Raw genomic sequence first — 20,804 nt, 5'->3', positions numbered from 1 at the left:
GATTCTAATTTGATTCTATTACTAAATTTTGAAGTGCTGATGCAATTTGGTTTTGTTTATTGGGGTATAGATGAGAGTATGTATTCATTGTTGTTTCGACTTTTTCATGACCAAGCCTTTATTAATAATGGAGAGAAACCCATTTCAACTAACAAAGATGCATGGCTGTGTCTTAAGTCATGCAATCTAATTTTTTTAGTACCAGACTTTTTACATCCCCTATCCATATCAGATAGTGCAAATATGCTCAAAGGTATTCAATGGTGGATGTTTACTAGGAGTTTTCTATATCTTTGTTACAATTTTTGCTTCCTCTAAAATAGGCTTTGCAAATATGTTTAGTCTAGTAATTTGCGGTCAGATAATTTTATCGATTATATTTGATCATTATGGTTTTCTCGGAAATGAGATACATCTTATTAATCCGCAAAGAATTCTTGGAGTGGTTTTACTTATAACAGGGGCAGCTATAATACAAAAATTTTAGATAGTCTAAAGGAGGATAAACATTGAATAGAATATGCGTTTATTCAGGTTCTAATTTCAGTAATAACCCTAATATAAAATGACTGCATTGCAGCTTGGAGAAATTCTGGCACATAACAAAATCGAGTTGGTTTATGGCTGCTCTAAAGTAGGTTTAATGGGTGATTTGTCTAATCAGGTACTTAAAAATAATGGCAAGGTTATAGGTGTGATGCCTAAAGGTCTTTTCCCTAAAAAAATTGCAAATGTGAATCTTACTCAATTTATTGAAGTTGCAGATATGCATGAGAGAAAGAAAAAAATGGCATGATTTACAAACAAAATAGAAAATTTATAATTGATGAATAAACCTTTCTGTATACATGACAAAAAATATCAGCATTTACTAGCTAATATAAGCCATTAAATGTGATATTTCAACTCAATGATCGCTCGGATCCTATTATGTATATCCGTCGATATATCTAGTTTGTATATATTTTTGTCATTTTTTTACAAATTATCTTGACTTTATCAATAATAAGTCGTAAAATTCGTAAGGTGATATCACGACCAACATACAATATATTTAATTAAAATTAAGTATACTACGACAAAGGCAAACTTAGCGAAAGCTAAGGACGCAAAGTTATGGGCCTTCCAGATCTTGCTGATGGCTGCCAGACTGCCGAATTTTTTTTGTCGCTAAATGCGACTTTTTTTTGAGTTTTTTAAATAATAATTCATCGGCAAATGCGAAACTAAATAAAAGTTGTTCTACTTCAACCAAACAAAATGCTGTATTTATGCGGCATGTGACGTTTTGCGAAAGTCTGATAAAAATTAAACAAGGGGGCGTTTATTTGAAACTCAGAACACGATTATTCTCAATGCTATTAATTACAAGTTTGATTCCACTATTAATCTATTCAGTTGTATCCGTATACTCTTTTGTTTTAAATTCTGAAAAATCTACATATCAACTAAGCCAAGACAAGTTAGAAATTGCTGAGGCTGAAATAAGCAGTACGATTGAGAAAAATTTCAATACCATACATATGGTTGCTAATCAACCGGCTATTCGAAATTTTGATTTAGACAATGCGAAAAACATTCTAGTGGATGCTGCTAAAGTAGATCCAGCTCTTACTATTGCTCTTGACAATGCCGAAGGACAACAAGTCGTTAAAAGTAATGATGATGCCTTTACCAATGTCACAGATAGAGAATTTTATATTCAAGCTATGAGTGGAACTGAAGAGTATGTATCTGATATTCTCGTTTCAAAGGTTACCGGTAAAATGCTTGTCGTTATCTCTACGCCTGTTCGTGATATGAATGACAACATCATCGGAGGCCTACAAGCAAGCATTGAGCTCGCTCATATCAGTGACTTTGTCACAGAGCTTTCAGTGGATGGCTCAAACGTATATGTTCTTTCCAGACAAGGGACTGTATTGGCACATCCAAATCTGGAATATGTCCAAAACCAAGAAGATTTTAGCTCTTTAGAATTTGTCCAGACAGGTTTAACCGGACAAAATTCGACCCTGCAAACCACAAATATTCAAGGCGAAGAGGTCATTGTCAGCCATACATTGAACGAGTTGACGGGCTGGTTAATTGCTGTAGAAACACCTGTTTCGGTTGCAATGTCTTCCGCTTATAAACTCCTGAAAACCTCTATCGCTCTGGTCGTTGGCGCAGCCATAGTTGTGGGATTACTTGGCCTTTACTTTTCAAAAAGCTTTACTAAGCCGCTTGTTAAGTTATCCGATATTATTAAAACAATTGCCAGCGGAGATTTGAAAGACTTTGAGATGAAAATCAAATCAAAGGATGAAGTCGGTCAACTTTATCATAATCTTAAGACAATGACTCAAGATTTAAGGGGACTTGTAGGCAACATTCAAACAGCTGCCTCGATGTTAGCATCTAATTCTTTACAATTATCCTCAACAACTGAAGAAACCACCCAGAGCTTAACCCAAGTCGTTACAACTATAAACGATATGGCTCAAGACAATAGTAATCAAGCTATAATGATTCAGGGTACAACAGATGCGATTACTATGGTTAATAGTATCGTTTCAGAAGCTACGATTAAAACAGAAGTTACAGCAGGTAAGGCCAAAGAATCATTAGAACTTGCTAAAGAAGGTCAAAAGGCTCTTAAACGCCAAAGTCAAAAAATCGAAGAAAACAACAATTATACGAATGCTGTTGGAGAATCAGTACATCAGTTGGCTACAATGGCTGATGAGATTCGCAATATAGTTGGTGCAATTAACAGTATCTCAGAACAAACCAATCTCCTTGCCTTAAATGCTTCGATTGAAGCAGCTCGTGCGGGTAATGCAGGACGAGGATTTGCCGTTGTAGCTGAAGAAGTTCGCAGACTGGCTGAACAATCAGGTAATTTCACCAAGAAAATTGAAGATATTATCAATGGCATCAATGGTAGAGTGAATGAAACCGTTAATAATATGAAACAGGTTAAAGAAAGCGCCCTTGTTATGGAGTCTTCGGCAGAAGATACAAAAGAAAGCTTTGACAAGATTTTTGACTCGATTACTGAGCTTGCGCAAATATCCAATGAGGTTTCCACAGCTTTAGAGGAGATCAATAATCAGACAAATGAAGTAACTGATCAATCCATGAATATTTCTGCGATGGTTGAAAAAACATCGGCTGGCATGCAGGAAATCTCAGCTTCTTCAGAAGAACAATTAGCTTCAATTGAAACAATTGCTCAATCTTCTGTCCAATTAGAAAGTGTGGCTCAAGAACTGCTCACTCAAGTTACGAAGTTTAAAGTTTAATGACTCTTAAGTAAGTCATTGGATAAATAACCTAAGAGGAAGTTGGATCATGAACGTCTTGTTGATGTCCTGCTTCCTCTTAGCGTTTACCGTTACCACCACTCGTTTTTAGACACAATTTTAAAAATTTACACAATAATTTTTAGTGACGGCATTTACGCTTATTCCATTAGTAGAAAAGAACACGAAAGCACACTGAACTGCATTTAAGGTTTTAAGAATTTATAATGACCTGTTAGATTTTCGAAGCATTTTTAGAAAATCTAATACGGTCATTGTTTATTTTTGACCTAAAAAGGAGATGTTAGATATGAAGACAGGAGACATCAAAGCGAACAGGGTGATAGAAAGTAAACCCAGTCAAAGAATTTTCAGACAATAAATATGCTGATTTGAAATTTAAATTAATAATTTGGTTGATAAGTTAAAGAACTTAAATACATAATGATATTGATTAAATGAATACTCAACAGTAGCTAAATAAGCAGAGCCGGATTATAAATATTATGATATAATATGATTCATTAAGTATGGGAAAAAGGGAGACATGTTAAAAATATATAAATGAAGGGACAGTGAAAACAGTTCCATAGACCAAAGGAAGTTGTGGTGTTTTAATGAAAGGTTTAAAAAAGATTATAAGTGCATCCATATTGGTTGCATTAGCATCTCAAATTAATTTAGGATTATCAGAAAGTGATTTTGTCGTTTCTGCAGGTGTAATAATATTTGTGACATTTCTTTATTATTATGAAGATATAAGCTCTATATCGATGGGAATGTTATCTGCTGTCACGGTTTTTTTATTAAGATTAGCAGTCTATCAAGTAACTATTGGTTATAACAATGAAGTATTCATTGCTTATATGCCGGAAATGTTATTTTATATTTTTTATCCATTATTATATAAATTATTAATAAAAAATGGTAGAAAGCACAATATAGGTTTTGTTTTTTTGGCGCTTATTTCATGTGATTTTTTATTAAATTCTATTGAAGTGTTTTTTAGGTATTTTATTTTTGCTGATACAAATCTAATTGAAGTTATTCCATCACTGCTGGTTGTCAGCATTGTTCGATCATCTTTAGTATTAGCTATATTAGTAGCATTTAACTACTATGATTTGATGTTAACAAAGAGAGAGCATGAAGATAGATATAAAAAGCTGTTATGGCTTACATCTCAACTAAAAACTGAAATTTTTTGGATTGAAAAAAATATGGATAATATTGAAAAAGTTATGTCGCAATCTTATAATTTATTTGAGCAAATTAGCAATAATCAAAATAAAGACAACTGGGCTAACAATGCTTTAAATATTGCCAGAGATGTTCATGAAATTAAGAAAGAAAATGGATTAGTGGTTCGAGGAATTAAAAGCATTACGGAAAATGAGCTGAATGATAATGGTATGGAATACAAAGATATTAACAATATTTTGCTTGAAACAATGATTAGAGAATCCAAAAATATCAATAAACACATAGAATTCGAATTTATTATGGGTGAAAATTTTTATACAGATAAACATTATTACTTGATGTCAGTTTTGAGAAATCTTATAATGAACAGCATGGATGCTATTAGTGAATCTCAATTTGATGCAAAAATTAGCGTTGTTCATAGTGTTGATGAAATTGATCATATATTTCAGATATCAGATAATGGATCTGGAATTAATGAAAATGATATTAATGAAATTTTTTCACCGGGGTTTTCTACTAAAATTAATTATGATACAGGAGAAATAAATAGAGGATTAGGGCTTAGCATAGTGCAGTATATTGTTGAAGAACAACTTAAAGGTGAAGTGAAAGTAAATTCTAAATTAGGAATTGGAACGATTTTTAATATTAATATCCCTAAAATTATTTTGGAGGAAAAATCAAATGAGAATATTCATAGTTGATGATAATATAAATGTAGTTAGAATTCTTGAAAAAATAATATATGATAAGGAATTGGGAGAAGTAGTAGGCACATCTTATAATGGACCTGATGCATTGAAGGAAATTGATGCTATCCGACCAGATTTAGTTTTATTAGATTTGCTTATGCCAGTCAAGGATGGCATAAGTATTCTAAAGGAGATTAAAAATAAGTATCCAGAAATACATTATATAATGATATCACAGGTATCCTCCAAGGAAATGATATCAAAAGCATATGAGCATGGAATAGAATTTTTCATTTCAAAGCCTATTGATGCAGTAGAAGTACAAAGTGTAATTAAAAATGTTACATATAAATTCGAAATGAACAAGAAATTACAAACCATACAAGGTTTATTTTCTGATAAACAAAGTGCATCTGTTCTAGAGCATACTAAAGATAGCATTATTGGTATTAAAAGGGTTATGCAAAGAATGGGTATATTGAGTGAATCAGGAAGTCAGGATATTATTAATATTGCTAAATATTTAATTGATAATAATAAACACACGTCTGATGAGACTATTGCAGATTTGTGCAGCCATTTTACAGATAACCCTAAAGTTATGGAACAGAGAATCAGAAGGACTGCAGCTATTGGAATGAAAAATCTTGCTAACATCGGACTGGAGGATTATATGAATGAGATATTTACAGAGTATTCAAATGGATTATACAATTTTGAACAGATAAAAATAGAAATGGATTTTATTAGAGAAAAAAGTAAAAAAAGAGGTAAAGTTAATTTAAAAAAATTTATTGATGGTATTGTATACTACAGTGAAACAGAAAAAGCTTGAAAAAAAAATTCGAAAAAATGACATCGTTTTTTTAATCACATGAAACTTACTGAAGATTTTTGAAGGTCCTCGATTAATATATGAAAACATTAAACACGATTGATTTAATGTATATATAATTAAGGAGGATTTATATAATGGAAAATTTCAGAAATTTTGTTGAAATGATTAATACAGTGCTTTGGGATTATGTGCTAATTTTTGCACTTATGGGTATTGGTATTTTCATGACTATTAAGCTTAAGTTTCCTCAATTTACTAGGTTAATTCCGGGCTTGAGGAAAATGATTGCCGAAATAGCAAATAAGGAAAAGGCTGAAGAAGGCAAAATGACTCCTGTACAAGCCTTAGCAACTGCTATAGCTTCACAGGTAGGTACAGGAAACATAGTTGGTGTTGCAACAGCTATTGCAGCAGGTGGTCCTGGCGCTGCATTTTGGATGATAGTATCTGCGTTCTTTGGAATGGCAACTATTTTCAGCGAAGCAGTATTGGCTCAAAAATACAGAGAAAATAAAGATGGAGAACTGGTAGGTGGACCTGCATATTATATTAAAAATGGGTTGAAATCAAAATGGCTTGCTGTGTTTTTCTCCATAACAGCCGTTGTAACTATGGGAATTGTCGGTACCATGGTTCAATCAAATTCTGTTGCCGGTTCAGTTAGTTCAGCGTTTAATATTCCGGTTATTGCAGTTACAGTGGGTCTTGCAATAGTAGTTACTTTGATATTGATGGGAGGCATGGGAAGAATAGCTTCTTTTGCTGAAACTGTTGTTCCAATAATGGCTGGTGCTTATATACTTGGAAGCTTGGTAATTATTGCTTTAAATTTAGGCGGGTTTATTACAGCTATTAAAAGTATTTTTATTGGAGCATTTACACCAGGCGCAATTGGCGGAGGTGCACTTGGTATAACAGTTCAACAAACTGTAAGATACGGTCTTGCCAGAGGATTGTTTTCCAATGAAGCAGGAGTTGGTTCCACACCTCACTCACATGCAGTTGCAGATGTAAAGCATCCAGCAGAGCAGGGTTTTTCAGCAATGATTGGAGTGTTTATTTCAACATTTTTAATTTGTACATCAACTGTTATGGTAAATACGGCTACAGGTGCATATAATTCAACAATACCTGCATCAGTAATGGCCGAAAGTGCAACGGTCATGACACAAAATGCTTTTACTTTAAACTTTGGAAGTGTTGGGGGAATGTTCCTATCAGTTTGCTTATCATTTTTCTCTCTGACAACAATAATAGGCTGGTATTTCTTTGCAGAATCCAATGTAAAGTTTTTGTTTAATGCAAAGCCTGTAACCTTAAATACATTTAAGGTTATAGTAATTGCTTCATTAATAATTGGTACATTGATAGATGCTACATTTGTATGGGAATTAGTAGATATGACTGTAGGACTAATGGCAATACCAAATATTATAGCTTTATTTGCACTGTCTAAAGATGTGCGTTCCATATTAGACGATTATGATTCAAAGATATTGAGCGGAAATATTAGTTGGGAATATAAATATCAAAAGATAGAAGCAAAAAGCAGCAAGAAAAAACATTTGAACAAAAGGGTTTTTGGTACAACTATGTTAAAATAGATTTGGCAGGATTTAACCAGCACCTCATTAAACTAAAGAGGCGCTGGTTTTAAGTATATAATATGGGAGAAAGATTCCTGGGAAAACTTGCCTACGTTACTGATCCTGAAACAAAACGTAAAATAATAGGCAATGAATTCATCCGTGTATATTTCTATGGTACAGTAGTAAATCCAAACAATAATCAACCTTGGGGCGCTGCAGGAGCTATGTTTCAATTATTAGAGGATGACAGTTTTGAACTAATTGAAGCTTACTTCGGAGATGAAAAGTTAGTTGGAGATGATATTAACGAATTTTTAGAGATAATCTATAATAATTAAATCCATATTAAATAAATTGAGATGGTATTAATTTATGCCATTTCTTTATTTTTTATTGATCTATAATTATATGAATAATTAATATTGGTGAACTTGAAATAAGTTTTTTCAGTAAATTGTTAATATCATATATTTCTAGGAACAGAACAGGAAAAAAGTAAAGGTGTAAGTAAAAATATCAAGATTGTAAAATATATTTTTAAAGAATACCTACGTGGAAAGGAACTTTCACAATAACCAAGGATTTAAACAGTAAAGGGGTGAAATCTGTAACAGGGGGAAAGTGGCATGATAATACGGTTCGCGGTATGCTCAAAAATGATAAACTATAAGGGGCGCACTATTATAATGACTGACACAGATGATGTCGACATTGCTAGCTTTTAATGTTGCTGAGGATGGATTTTTAAGTTAATTACTTATATGAAACTGGAAAAAATTATGTTATAATATTAGGAGATAAAAACGTTATCTTAGGGTAAGGGGGAAAACTAAACGAATGACTATTTTAGACAAGGTAAGAGACACATTTAAATGGTGTGAAATAGGAAATGAATTTACTACACAAGAAATCATTAATAAGGTTGTTTTAAAACATGGATGCAATCCTGGAAGTATAATACCTAGTGATTATTGTTATAATCGAATTAATAATGGAATTGATTTTGAAAATCACTTACATTTATTTGAGTATATGGGGAATAAAACTTATAAGTTTTTAGGCGAGAATTTTTCTTATAGCGGCACAATATTTCATAAACCAAAAGGGGGATATGAAATAGCTATTGGGAAATGGACTAATGGAATAATCAACTATGATTTTAATAATGATATACATACAAAAGAAGAAAAAGTAATATTTGCTGACAACCAGGTTATACAGCACAGAACTAAAAGAGATGCAAGTGTAAAATTGAGATTTGATGTATTAAAAAGAGATAACTTTAAATGTTGTATCTGTGGGGCTTCACCCGCTAAGGATGTAAATGTTGAACTACATATTGACCATATAATTCCATGGTCGAAAGGTGGAGAAACGGCAATTGACAACTTACAAACACTTTGCTCTAAATGTAATTTAGGTAAAAGTGATTCTATGTGATTTAGTTGGAGGAAAAAAATGAAGATAATACTTAGCAGAAAGGGATTTGATTCTGCTGCTGGCAGATATCCAAGTCCTTTGTTAATAGAAGAAAATCAACTTATATCATTTCCTATACCAGAAAATGACATGGATACAGGTATAACTTATAAAGATCTTGATTTTAATGAAAACTTTACATATGCAAATATTATGAACGATTTAGGCATTAATGATTTTGAAAATAAGTATGTCCATTTAGACCCTGACTTAAATCAGAGCACCATAAGAAATAGGGATAATGATTGGAGAGGAATATTTGGGCAGTGTAATAGTTCACAATCACATCTATCTAATCAAAATGTAGGAAAGGGAGATTTGTTTCTATTTTTTGGGTGGTTTAGAGAAGTAAAGAGAATAAATAACAGGTATACTTATATTAAAGGAACAGATAAACATATTATTTGGGGCTACCTTCAAGTAGGTGAAATACAAAGCATATCAAGACAAGCTAAATATGAAAAATGGAAAAACATGCATCCTCATTATTACTGTAGAAATAGGGATAAAAATACTGCTTATATATCAGCGGATAAACTAAGCTTTGACAATTTAAAGCCTGGATACGGATGTCTAAAGTATAATAAACCTTTAGTTTTAACATGTGATGGTCAAGAAAAAAGATCCCTGTGGAAACTACCATCTTATTTTCATCCTAAATTTAATACTAAAATGACATTTCATGAGAAGATAGCTGCTAAGAATGAAAATCCAATATGGAAGCTAAATAGTGACCATTGTACATTACAGACAGTTGGTAGGGGACAGGAGTTTGTGATTACTGGTAATAAAAAAGTTGAAGAGTGGGCACAAGACTTAATATTAAACAATTAGGAATTAGCTATGCTTAAATTAAATGGAGATATTGTCATGAATATAATTGATAAATTGGTTGCTTTATTAGAAGAAGAAAAAATGGGCAATTTAGCTTCATAAAAGGACAAGTTCAAAAGAAAGCAGGAATATATATATATAATGGCAAATGTTTGTATATTGGTAAGGATAAATTTTATATGACCGTATAAAAAGTCATTACATAGAATGTTTTTCTCCTGTTCCTGGGGATACAAAAGACATGAGGTGGATAGATTTTTCTCACAGAATCAAGGTGTAGTAGAAATATATTGGAAAGAGTTTGAAACTGAAGATGAAAGGAAAGTTGTTGAAACTCTATTAACAAAAATACTAAATCCTACTTTTTTATCATTAAAGTAATGAGAACAATTACAGATAGTAGAATTTAAAAAATCAGAAGCTATAAGTGATGTGAAATTTATAGATTAAATTATTTGTGACTTTGAAATGTTATATCAGGTATTGGAGGATAAAAGTCATGGAAATACTTTATAATTATGATGAAAAGCAACATATGAATTATGTAAAAAAACTAGTTAAATTGTCAGATGAATTGATTATAGCATCACCTTTCTTATCTGATGATATTGAGCATATTATGCATGAAATAGGCTTGGTATCAAAGATTAAAAAAGTCATCATTGTTACAGTTCTAAAGGCTTTTGATGAAGGGTTACGAAAAGCAGATAGCTTATTTGTTTTGGTAAACTTTTTTGATAAGAATCAGATTGCATATGAAATTATCATTGATGAAAAATTGCATGGCAAAGTATATCTGTTTTATAAAAATAAAGCAGATGTAGGTGTTATTATATCTTCTGCAAATTTTACTCAAAAAGGATTGGAGAAAAATCATGAGTGGGGAGTAGTATTTCAGGATGCGAAAAAACAAAAACATATTTATGATACGATACTTGGTTACAAAGGAAATATACAAATTACAAAGGAACAAATATATATAATTAAGCAAGAAGCAGATAAATTTAAAATTAAAAATAAACCAGAAAAGCTAGCAGCAAAATTTGATGCTTCAAAGTTTATGAATATGAAGCCATCCAAAAAATCATCAAATGTTAAGTATTTCATTAAGCCAATTGGCAGTACAGATAAGCCATATATTGATAAGGTGGTTATGTCAACAGATATTTATTTCTCTAAGGTATATCCAACTGCAGTAACTGAAAATGATATACTTATTTGTTATGCAGTAGGTAATGGTAGATTATTGGGATATTATCAGGTTACTTCAGAAAAAGCATTAACAGTGCCAAATCCAGATGAAATAAGGTGGCCTCATTATGTTGAAAGTGATTGCCTCTCGCAGTTGTACAGTGATCATTGGTGGAATTTTGAATTGGTTTTAGGAGTGTTGGAAAAGGAATTTACTGAGTTGTATGTTGATAAGTCGATAACAAATCGAGGAGGTAAAACTCTTGGTGGATTGAAGTACGGACTGGATAAAATACAGCTGACAGTGGAATTTGCCCAGTTCATTATTAATAGAATTGATGATATTTGTAATCAAGATAATAATAAGCAGGGGATTGAAAAATGATGAAATTGACAACAGAGCAGATAAAGCTTGCAGAACAGCTCTTAATAACAGTATTGAAGAAGGAATCCTATGTAGAATATAAGGAATTAGGAGACCGAGTGAATCCACCAATTCATCATCGTCAAGTTCCAAAACATATTGGTGAAATTTCTAAACTTTGCTATGAATTGAGTCTTCCATTCCTTTCAGCAAAAGTTGTGACAAAAGGTAAAAATGTTGCTGGAATCGGTTTTTATAACCTTTATACTGAATACTTTTCTGAGGCTAAAAAACTAACCCCGAGCCAGGTCTTTAAGGAAGAGTGTAAGAAAATTAGAGAATGCACTGAATGGTATAAACTTGCTGACTATTTGCATATTGAAATTGACTTACCAAGACCAAATAAAAATATAAAAATTGAAACCGATTTATCTATAAGAATATTGCCAATGAGTAAGAAAGAAGAGTTTCCTGACATGAGTATAGAGGACGTGCAGAACGACTACTTTTTAGGAAAACTTCGAAATAGTAGACAAGGTAAATATTATTTCAAAAAAGTTGGTATGGATGCACCGAAAGGGTCATTGATACTGTTTCAATTTGATAATGTCATAATTGCATCTGCAAGGCTTTTGAGTATTTTAAGATTTAATATACCTGTTGAGAAACAATATTTAGGAGCATATAAATTTGATATTAATACTATTAAGGTATTTGAACCTATAACAATACAGGAAATAAGAAACATAGATAAAAATATTACAGTATTTTCTCAATCTAAACAAAAGATAAATCTTTTATATATGTCAGAAATAGACGCACTAATTCAAAGTAAGCAATTATCCATCACTCCAGACGAGATACCTGTTGGAATACATCAAATTCTTAAGGAAGGTGCAAAGAAACAGATTACAGTAAATTCATATGAAAGAAACTACAAGGCAAGACAAGCCTGCATTGAATACTACGGATGTGTTTGTTCAGTTTGTGGTTTTGACTTCGGAAAATTTTACGGAGATGAATTTAAAGGTAAAATACATGTTCACCATATTAAGTCATTATCTGAAATAAATGAAGAATATGAAGTTGATCCGATAAAAGACTTAAGACCTGTTTGTCCTAACTGTCATTTGGCTCTTCATTCTAAAATTGGGGATAAGCCGTATGATATAGATGAATTAAAAGCAATAATAAAAGGATGTAAACAATAAAAGATTATTGGAGGAAAAAATGAGCTTAAATTTTGTAAAAGTTGATGAAATATTAAAATCATATGGATTAGTATCGCATACAACTAAAGGTTGAAAATTCAACGAATATGGATATGATGATAAATTTATCAATATCAAAAAAAGAAATGTAGCTACAATGGTAAAACCTTAAGTTAATGGAGGGGTAGGTGGCTATTTATATGTAGACCATTTAAAAGAATATGACAATCATCCTAGGAAAACTAAGATGGGTCATATCTGCATCGGCCATATGACAGAAGATGAATTCAAAGTGACAATAGAAAAAGTAATTAAGGATTATAAATAATATATTGTCAAATTAATGAAGTCAAACAGAAAATATATCATTAGGGTATGTTTGTTAATAAATATAATAGAAAATCTTTAAATACAAAATGTTACCCCGGGGTAAAATCATTACAATTTCGCCAATTATTATCATTTTACAGCCACAACGCACATTGAGACAGTTGTGTTGATAGAGAAGAAATAGGTTGAAATCAAAGGGGCTAACGATTTTTAAATTATATACTGCTGTATTTTTAATCCCTTGGGCGAATATGAGTAGTCATAAAGGCCACTTGTGAACCGAGGGTCAAGTAAAACTGAATAGAGCTAAAGAGCTATCAATTATTCAAACGAATAATTGATGGCTCTTTGCTTTTTCATAGATACCGCTTTTTATTGACAGGAGTTGGAAAATCTTATATAATAGTTATTAGTAAGCTAACTAACTTATATTGAGGTGATCATATTGAAAAATACAACACCTTCCACAGCTAATGCGGAAACTTATTTTATAGAACTTTTAAATCAAGACCTTGTTTTTGGCGAATACTTGCGTGCCTTACGTAAAGCAAAAAAAATATCCATACGGGAGCTTGCTAAACAAGTAAGCAAGACACCTACATATATTAGCGATATAGAAAAAGGAAACAATCGCCCACCCGATGAGAATTTGCTCAATAGTATTATTGTTGCTCTAAATCTTGGCGATGATACATATCAAATTAAAAATAAGCTTTTTGATTTGGCTGCAAAAGAACGTGGAGTTGTTTCAGCGGATATAGCTGATTTTATTATGCGAGATGATGATGTGCGAAATATCATTCGCCTTGCTAAAGCAGATGAAAAAATGCGAAATCAAATATTAAGTATTGTGAAATAGGAGAAAACGAAAATGGCTGATAATAGAAGAGAACAAGAAAGAAGTGAGCTTTACCGTACAATCTGGGCACTGGCCAACGACCTTAGAGGTAGTGTTGACGGATGGGATTTTAAGCAGTATGTTTTAGGTATGCTATTTTATAGATATATCTCTGAAAATCTAACTACTTACCTCAACAAAGGCGAATGGGAAGCTGGCAACGTTGAATTTGATTATGCTAATATATCTGATGAAGAAGCTGAAAATGTTAGAGCTGATATGGTAGAGACAAAAGGTTTCTTTATTCTACCAAGTGAATTGTTTGGAACCCTGCTGAACAAAATTAACAAAGCTGATAAAGAGGCAAAAGAAAAAGAACTTGAAGTTGCTGATCTCGATGAAAATCTAAATGAAATATTGCAACAGAACTTTAAAAATATTGAAGCCTCTGCTGTTGGTAGTCCCAGTGAAGAAAATTTTAAGGGTCTTTTTGACGATATTGATGTAAATAGCAACAGGCTTGGTCCAACTGTTATAAAAAGAAATAAAAGACTAAAAAAGCTGATTTCTGTAATTGGCGATATGGATCTTGGTGATTATCAAGATAACTCTATTGATGCTTTTGGGGATACATACGAGTATTTAATGGGTATGTATGCTTCTAATGCTGGTAAAAGTGGTGGCGAATTTTTTACGCCTCAAGAAGTATCTGAGCTTTTAACCAAAATCACTTTAGTAGGCAAAACTGAGGTAAACAAGGTGTATGACCCTGCTGTGGGCAGTGGTTCTTTGCTTCTGAAATTTGCAAAAATCCTTGGTAAAGAAAATGTTAGAAACGGATTTTTCGGGCAAGAAATTAACATTACAACCTATAACCTTTGTCGTATTAACATGTTTTTGCATGACATTGGTTATGAGAAATTTAGCATAAAACATGGAGACACACTGGCAGACCCCAATAAAGAGCATTGGGATGAAGAACCCTTCGAAGCTATCGTTTCTAATCCCCCATACTCCATCAAGTGGGAAGGCTCTGATAACGGCACATTGATAAATGACCCTCGTTTCTCTCCTGCCGGAGTGCTGGCGCCTAAGTCAAAAGCTGACTTTGCCTTTATTATGCATTCTCTACACTGGCTTGCTACAAATGGTACAGCTGCTATTGTTTGCTTTCCCGGCATTATGTACCGTGGTGGAGCTGAGCAAAAAATCAGAAAATACTTGATTGATTATAACTATATTGAATGTATCATTCAGTTGCCCGATAACCTTTTCTACGGAACAAGTATTGCAACCTGTATTATGGTGCTAAAAAAATCTAAAATCGACAATCAAACTCTGTTTATTGACGCATCAAAAGAGTTTGTTAAAGCTACAAATAGTAATAAGCTTGATGAAAAAACCAATATTGAAAATATCTTGACTGCATATAAAAACAGAAAAACAGAAAAACACTTTACTGCACTCGTAAAACAAGAAGATATTGAAAAAGCGAATTACAACCTTTCTGTATCAACTTATGTGGAAAGCGAGGATACAAGAGAAATTATTGATATAGCTGTTCTCAATGCTAAAATTTCTCAAATTGTTGAGCGGGAAAATACGTTGAGAACTGAGATTGATGCTATCATAGCTGAGATTGAGGGGGCATAGTATATGAGATTATCAGATGTATTGTCAAAATCTATAACAACCGAATTTCAACAGGTAGAGGGCTTTTTAAGTAACAGAAAGCTTAAAACAGGTAATTCCAAAAAGCTAACGGAAGGAAAAGTTGCCTTGAATTTTTATTGCAACAACTGTAATGACCAACGAACCTTCTACTCTGGAGAAGAAATATTTTGCATTGGTGTAAATCAAAAAACAGTTAGCATAGATTGTGTTCTTGAATGCCCTCGTTGTGGAGCTTCTGTACAGATGTGGTTTTTGTTAGAGTGTAGAGATGAAGATGATATACATAACCCATACCCCTATATTCGCATAGCTAAACGAAGCGAGAAATTTTCTGAGTTTGTTTCTTTAAACACAGAAAATTACGGCGATTTTACAGAAGCTTTAGAGAAAGCGAAACGAGCAGCAAGAGAAAACTTTGGGGCGGGATCAATTGTTTATTTGAGAAAAGTTTTTGAACGAATTATAACGCAAACAGCTGAAGCAGCAGACCCCCCGATTGAAACAAAGAAATCAGATGGCAAACCTAAGCCATTCTTTCAAATACTTAATCCTGTCAAGGAAAGGTGCAATATTATTCCTTCTGAATTTGCCGAAGATGGTTATAAACTATTTGGCGAGTTAAGTGATGTGGTTCATGGAGATTACGATGAAGAAGAGGCATTACAAAAATTTGATGCCTTTTATCGCTTAGTTACAGGGGTGCTAGAAAAAATTAAAACCAATCAAGAATTAATAACGGCTATTGGCACACTGGGTTGGAATGATGGAGGTGAGGAAGCTGAGTAATTTAGAACAGCTTATAAATGAGCTTTGCCCTGATGGGGTAGAATTTGTCCCAATGTGGGAAGTTACAATCTGGGATAAGCGGTTTAATAGTGTTGATAGAAAAAAACAACCACAAATTATTACATACCCATATTTGCTTGCGGCAGATTTGTTTAAGTTAGAGCAATCAAGCGGAGATGTGTTTTTGCTTTCAACTGGAGAACAAACTGGATGGACTACTGAAGAATTAGCTGCCGATTATCTATGCTATGGAGAAGTTGTTACTATACCTTGGGGAAAATCAAGACCAGTTAAAGAGGTTCTGAAATATTATAAAGGAAAGTTTGTAACGGCTGATAATCGTATCGCAACATCAAACGATACAACAAAACTTTTAAACAAGTACTTGTACTATTGGATGTTAAATAATGGTGAAACTATTGATAGATATTATAGAGGTTCAGGGATTAAACACCCAAATATGAATGATGTGTTGAATATGACAATCCCCCTCCCACCCTTGCCTGTGCAAGAGGAAATTGTCCGTATTTTGGACAATTTCATGGAGCATACAGTGGAGCTTGCAGCGGAGCTTAAAGCGGAGCTTAAAGCGAGAAAGAAACAGTATGAGTATTATAGGGATAATTTGTTGACTTTTGGTGATGAAGTGGAGGTAAAGCCTCTTGAAAAAATTTGTATAAATTGTGATCGTCAGAGGAAGCCAGTAACTAAAAGTGCCCGTCAAGCAGGTGAATATCCCTACTATGGAGCCTCTGGTATCGTTGATTATGTCAGTGATTATATTTTTGATGGAGATTACTTATTAGTATCCGAAGATGGAGCTAATCTCATTGCACGAAGTACACCAATAGCATTTTCAATTAGTGGTAAAAATTGGGTTAACAACCATGCACATGTTTTGAAGTTTGATACTTATGAAATGCGAAAATTTGTAGAAATATATTTAAATGCGATTGATTTAAGTAGAAATATCTCTACGGCAGCACAGCCTAAATTGACACAAGACAATTTAAATAAAATACCTATTCCTGTCCCGGATTTCGACCGCGTCAAATATATCGTTGACATTCTCGACCGTTTTGATAAGCTTTGTAACGGCATCAGAGAGGGATTGCCGGCAGAAATTAAAGCCCGTGAGCAGCAATATGAATATTACCGAGATAAGCTTTTAACTTTTAAGGAAAAGGAGGTTTGCGAAAATGAATAGCTTTGAAATTGTGGCGAGCTCCACAGAAAGCACAGTTGTTGCCGAATACATTCCCGAAAAAAGAAAAGGCACCGAGTATCAAAGCGAAGTAGAGCTTGAAAGAGATTTTATAAACCGTCTTGTTAGCCAAGGTTATGAATATATCACCATAAAAAGTGAACAAGATTTAATTGACAACCTCCGGACGCAGCTTGAAAAGCTTAATAACTACACCTTTTTTGATAAAGAGTGGAACGATTTTTATAGTAGCGTTATTGCCAACGGAAATGACGGTATTTTGGAGAAAACTCGAAAAATACAGGAAGATTATTTACAGAATTTAACACTTGATAATGGCTATGTCAAGAATATCAAACTGATAGACAAAACAAATATTCACAACAATTACTTACAGGTCATCAATCAGTATGAAGAGGATGGCGGAAATCATGACACTCGTTATGATGTGACTATTTTGGTCAATGGCTTGCCACTCGTACATATTGAGCTTAAAAAACGTGGCAACGCTATTCGTGAAGCGTTTAATCAAATAAACCGATATCAGCGTGATAGCTTTTGGGCAGGTTCTGGGTTATATCAATATGTGCAATTGTTCGTTATTTCCAACGGAACAAATACAAAGTATTATTCTAACACCACTAGATTTCAGCATATTAAAGACAATGCCGAGAAAAACGCTTCAAAAAAGAAAAAGACTTCTAACAGTTTTGAGTTTACAAGCTATTGGGCAGACGAGAAAAACCGTACTATCCCTGACCTTGTAGACTTCACCAAAACCTTTTTTGCCAAGCATTCGCTCTTAAATATTTTAACTCGTTACTGTGTATTTACTTCGGAAAAACTGCTTTTGGTGATGCGTCCTTATCAAATTGCGGCAACTGAAAAGATCTTAAACCGGATTGCTATTTCTACCAATCTAAAAAAGACAGGCAGAACTGAAGCAGGCGGTTATATTTGGCATACAACGGGCAGTGGTAAAACCTTAACCAGTTTCAAAACAGCACAGCTTGCTCAAGGATTAAAAGATATAGACAAAGTACTGTTTGTTGTGGATAGAAAAGACCTTGATTATCAGACAATGAAAGAATATGACAGGTTTGAAAAGGGCGCTGCCAACAGCAACACCTCTACTAAAGTTCTGCAAAAACAAATGGAAGATAGTACCGCCAAAATCATTATTACCACCATTCAAAAGTTAGATAATTTCATCTCCAAAAACAAGGATCATGAAGTTTATAAAAAACATGTTGTTATGATTTTTGATGAGTGCCATCGTTCTCAGTTTGGTGGCATGCATAAGGCTATTACAAAACATTTTAAAAATTATCATATCTTTGGGTTTACAGGTACTCCTATTTTTGCTTCAAATTCCAATGCCTCAAATGACCCCAATATGCGTACTACTGCCCAAATTTTTGGCGGTGAACCTGATGAGAACGGCAACAAAGTAAAGCCTTTGCATGCATATACCATTGTGGACGCTATTCATGATGGCAATGTCTTACCATTTAGGATTGATTATATCAATACCATTAAAAACCCTGAAGCATTGTATGATAAGCAAGTAAAAGCTATTGACCGTGAAAAAGCACTACTTGATCCTAAAAGGGTGACAGAAATCACTGAATATATCCTTTCACACTTTGAGCAAAAAACATACCGTAACCAAAACAGGTCTTACTATGACCATAAAGTGATTGCAAATGTTGAAAAAATGGCAAGGTCTAAAAACAACACTGTGGAAGAAAAGAAGTTAACAACTCAGGTTAATGGCTTCAACTCCATTTTTGCAGTTGCTTCTATTCCTGCAGCAATTGCTTATTACAATGAATTCAAAAAGCAAATGAAAGAAACTGCTCATAACTTGAATATTGCTACAATTTTTAGTTTTAGCCAAAACGAAGAAGATCCGGACGATATTTTGAAGGACGAGAATTTTGATACCAGTGGGCTTGATCAAACATCTCGTGATTTTCTTGATAGTACTATCAAGGATTATAACGAGCAATTTAATGTTAGCTACGATACTTCTGCTGATAAATTCCCAAACTACTATAAAGACGTGTCCTTACGTATGAAAAACCGTGAAATCGACCTGCTTATTGTAGTAAATATGTTCTTGACAGGATTTGATGCCACTACGCTTAATACTTTGTGGGTAGATAAAAACTTAAAAGACCACGGTTTAATACAGGCATTTTCTCGAACGAATCGTATTTTAAATTCTGTAAAAACCTTTGGTAATATTGTTTGTTTTAGAAATTTAGAAACTGCAACCAATGATGCGTTGGCTCTCTTTGGAGATAAGAATACAAGCGGAATGGTTATTCTAAAAACCTACAATGAATATATGAATGGCTATGAAGACGAAAAAGGCAAGCATGTGGAAGGGTACAATGAACTTGTAACAAAGCTTGTGAATGAATTCTCTATTTGTCGCGATATTATTGGTGAAGATGCACAAAAAGAATTCATAAAATTGTTTGGTCGCATTTTACGATTAAGAAATATTTTAAGATGTTTCGACGACTTTGAAAATGATAATTTTGTATCTGTTAGAGATTTACAAGATTACCAAAGTATTTATATTGACCTGTATCAAGACTATGCAAAGAAAAGTGATGTCGAGAAAGAGCGTATCAATGATGATATTGTCTTTGAACTTGAACTTATTAAACAGGTTGAGGTTAATATAGATTATATATTAATGCTGGTCGCCAAATATCACGAGTCCAATTGTGAAGATAAAACCATTCTTGCTAACATCAACAAATCCATTGATGCAAGTGTCGAGCTACGCAGTAAAAAAGCCCTTATTGAGGGATTTGTTGCCCAAATGACTGTGAAAACAGATGTTGATAAAGACTGGAAAGAGTTTGTGCGAAAACAAAAAGATCAGGACTTGGAATCAATTATTGACGAAGAAAAATTAAAGCCGGATGAAGCCAAGAAATTTATTGAGAATTCTTTTAGAGATGGTGATATTAAGACTACTGGTACAGATATTGATAAAATATTACCACCAATTTCAAGGTTCTCAGGTGGGTCAAATAGAACGCTAAAGAAACAGATCGTTATCGAAAAACTAAAAGCTTTTTTTGAAAAGTATTTTGGTTTGATTTAATGTTTTGATAGCATTGTAAGGAATATAGACACAAGCTGAATTTTACTATCTTAATAATTAAAAACTAATAAAATGTACTGCTTTGCATATTAGCAGTACATTTTAATTATGTTAAGCAAATTTCAGTTTAATATAGAAATGGATTGCTGAATTA

Annotated in this window: 15 protein-coding genes, 3 pseudogenes and 1 riboswitch; of the genes and pseudogenes, 17 read left to right on the top strand and 1 reads right to left on the bottom strand. The window is 33.1% G+C overall.

The window, feature by feature from the left end; translation table 11 throughout:
* Window positions 1–4: 4 nt before the first annotated feature.
* Window positions 5–230: pseudogene (locus BN358_RS28015) on the bottom strand (tyrosine-type recombinase/integrase); the annotation flags it as partial.
* Between the two features lie 23 nt (window positions 231–253).
* Here BN358_RS28015 and BN358_RS27165 point away from each other — a divergent pair.
* The 17 genes and pseudogenes from BN358_RS27165 to BN358_RS18285 form a co-directional block, all read left to right on the top strand.
* A pseudogene (locus BN358_RS27165) lies at window positions 254–487 on the top strand (DMT family transporter); the annotation flags it as partial.
* 22 nt (window positions 488–509) lie between these two features.
* Window positions 510–793: pseudogene (locus BN358_RS24790) on the top strand (LOG family protein); the annotation flags it as partial.
* 280 nt (window positions 794–1,073) lie between these two features.
* A riboswitch (cyclic di-GMP riboswitch) is annotated at window positions 1,074–1,158 on the top strand.
* Window positions 1,159–1,328: 170 nt separating this feature from the next.
* The gene (locus tag BN358_RS18355; RefSeq protein WP_019229981.1) at window positions 1,329–3,287 is read left to right on the top strand and encodes a methyl-accepting chemotaxis protein; all 1,959 of its coding nucleotides are present in this window, start codon (window positions 1,329–1,331) and stop codon (window positions 3,285–3,287) included.
* A 617-nt stretch (window positions 3,288–3,904) separates the two neighbouring features.
* Window positions 3,905–5,197, top strand: coding sequence for an ATP-binding protein (locus BN358_RS18350; RefSeq protein ID WP_019229980.1), 1,293 nt, complete (start codon window positions 3,905–3,907; stop codon window positions 5,195–5,197).
* The gene (locus tag BN358_RS18345) at window positions 5,178–6,020 is read left to right on the top strand and encodes a DNA-binding domain-containing protein (protein WP_019229979.1); all 843 of its coding nucleotides are present in this window, start codon (window positions 5,178–5,180) and stop codon (window positions 6,018–6,020) included. The genes BN358_RS18350 and BN358_RS18345 overlap by 20 nt, the downstream gene beginning before the upstream one ends.
* 137 nt (window positions 6,021–6,157) lie before the next feature.
* A complete protein-coding gene (locus tag BN358_RS18340; RefSeq protein WP_019229978.1) occupies window positions 6,158–7,627 on the top strand; it encodes a sodium:alanine symporter family protein in 1,470 nt (489 codons plus the stop codon).
* A 62-nt stretch (window positions 7,628–7,689) separates the two neighbouring features.
* Window positions 7,690–7,950 carry a hypothetical protein gene (locus tag BN358_RS18335; protein ID WP_019229977.1) on the top strand — a complete coding sequence of 87 codons (261 nt, stop codon included), beginning with the start codon at window positions 7,690–7,692 and terminating at the stop codon, window positions 7,948–7,950.
* Between the two features lie 206 nt (window positions 7,951–8,156).
* A complete protein-coding gene (locus BN358_RS29465) occupies window positions 8,157–8,282 on the top strand; it encodes a recombinase family protein (protein ID WP_083851672.1) in 126 nt (41 codons plus the stop codon).
* A gap of 167 nt (window positions 8,283–8,449) precedes the next feature.
* Window positions 8,450–9,052 (top strand): HNH endonuclease, encoded by a 603-nt coding sequence (locus tag BN358_RS22585; RefSeq protein ID WP_019229976.1) that lies wholly within the window; start codon window positions 8,450–8,452, stop codon window positions 9,050–9,052.
* Window positions 9,053–9,070: 18 nt separating this feature from the next.
* Window positions 9,071–9,925, top strand: a complete 855-nt coding sequence (locus BN358_RS18320) for a hypothetical protein (protein WP_019229975.1) — start codon at window positions 9,071–9,073, stop codon at window positions 9,923–9,925.
* 499 nt (window positions 9,926–10,424) lie between these two features.
* Window positions 10,425–11,501, top strand: coding sequence for a phospholipase D family protein (locus BN358_RS18315; RefSeq protein ID WP_019229973.1), 1,077 nt, complete (start codon window positions 10,425–10,427; stop codon window positions 11,499–11,501).
* The gene (locus BN358_RS28010; RefSeq protein ID WP_019229972.1) at window positions 11,498–12,691 is read left to right on the top strand and encodes an HNH endonuclease; all 1,194 of its coding nucleotides are present in this window, start codon (window positions 11,498–11,500) and stop codon (window positions 12,689–12,691) included. Before BN358_RS18315 ends, BN358_RS28010 begins: the two co-directional genes overlap by 4 nt.
* Window positions 12,692–13,466: 775 nt before the next feature.
* Window positions 13,467–13,880 (top strand): helix-turn-helix domain-containing protein, encoded by a 414-nt coding sequence (locus BN358_RS18305; protein WP_019229971.1) that lies wholly within the window; start codon window positions 13,467–13,469, stop codon window positions 13,878–13,880.
* 12 nt (window positions 13,881–13,892) lie between these two features.
* Window positions 13,893–15,512, top strand: a complete 1,620-nt coding sequence (locus tag BN358_RS18300; RefSeq protein ID WP_019229970.1) for a type I restriction-modification system subunit M — start codon at window positions 13,893–13,895, stop codon at window positions 15,510–15,512.
* Window positions 15,513–15,515: 3 nt separating this feature from the next.
* Complete coding sequence (locus BN358_RS18295) at window positions 15,516–16,319, top strand: hypothetical protein (protein ID WP_019229969.1); 804 nt, start codon at window positions 15,516–15,518, stop codon at window positions 16,317–16,319.
* Entirely contained in the window at window positions 16,294–17,526 is a 1,233-nt protein-coding gene (locus BN358_RS18290) for a restriction endonuclease subunit S (protein ID WP_232233374.1), read from the top strand. The genes BN358_RS18295 and BN358_RS18290 overlap by 26 nt, the downstream gene beginning before the upstream one ends.
* Window positions 17,519–20,650, top strand: coding sequence for a type I restriction endonuclease subunit R (locus BN358_RS18285; RefSeq protein WP_019229967.1), 3,132 nt, complete (start codon window positions 17,519–17,521; stop codon window positions 20,648–20,650). The genes BN358_RS18290 and BN358_RS18285 overlap by 8 nt, the downstream gene beginning before the upstream one ends.
* Window positions 20,651–20,804: the final 154 nt, after the last annotated feature.

This window comes from Sedimentibacter sp. B4 (genome assembly GCF_000309315.1).
GTDB lineage: Bacteria > Bacillota > Clostridia > Tissierellales > Sedimentibacteraceae > Sedimentibacter > Sedimentibacter saalensis.
This window is presented reverse-complemented; position numbering and strand designations above follow the sequence as displayed.